This window comes from Streptomyces sparsus, from assembly GCF_054776295.1.
In genome coordinates this window covers 1-891 of sequence record NZ_BAAHCA010001393.1, presented here as the reverse complement: position 1 = coordinate 891, position 891 = coordinate 1, and the positions used below count along the sequence as shown (strand labels likewise).

1 protein-coding gene is annotated in these 891 nt (G+C 74.9%); it reads right to left on the bottom strand.

The genetic code is table 11. The features are described from left to right. Positions 1-824 (bottom strand): serine/threonine-protein kinase (locus ACYVE9_RS28635; RefSeq protein ID WP_461030797.1); only part of this gene is annotated, 824 nt, incomplete at its 3' end. Positions 825-891: the final 67 nt, after the last annotated feature.

Genomic DNA, 891 nt, shown 5'->3' with positions numbered 1-891 from the left:
AGCCGTCGCCGGCCGTGCGCCTCCCAGCGCCGCCCGTACGCCTGCTCGGCGACCGCCTCCAGCTCGGTGACGAACGATGCGGCGTCCGCGGGCCGGTCGGCCGGATCCTTGGCCAGCCCTCGCCTCACCAGCGTCCGCACCGGCTCCGGCACCAGCTCGGCCGGGACGGGCGCCTCGATGTGCTGGACCGCCAGCTCGGCGAGGTTCTCGCCCGTGTACACCTTGCGGCCGGTCAGGCACTCGAAGAAGCAGGCGGTGGCGGCGTAGACGTCGGCAGCCGGGGTGGCCGGCTCCCCCTGCCACTGCTCGGGGGCCATGTACGCGGGCGTGCCGGCCGCCCCGACCCGGTCCCCGGACCTGACGGAGATCCCGAAGTCGACCAGTTTGGACGAACCGTCCGCCGCCACCAGCACGTTCTCCGGCTTGTAGTCGCGGTGCACCACACCCGCCGAGTGTGCGGCGGCCAGCCCCAGCAGCGAGCCCTTGAGCAGGGTCAGGGCCGCTTCGGGCCCGGTGGCGCCTTCGAGCCGGAGCAGTCGGCGCAGGGCGACGCCGTCCACCAGCTCCATCACGATCGCCGCCCCGCCCGGCCCCTCCACGTACTCGTACAGGCCGGTCACGTAGGGCGTCGCCAGCCCGCCCAGCAGTTCCGCTTCGGCCCGGAACGACTCCCGGAAGCCGGCGTCCCGGCGCAGCTTCTCGGAGAGGTACTTCACGGCCACCGGTGTACCGGTCGCCTCGTGCACGGCCCGCACGACCCGGCCACCGGCCCCCGCGCCCAGTTCCCGGGTCTCGTGGTACCCGGGAACGGTCCACTCCGCCATGGCGCCCCCCGCCATAGGTGGGCCGCCGGTACGGCCCGCTGCCGGACCAGACGCCGACGCCCGCCCG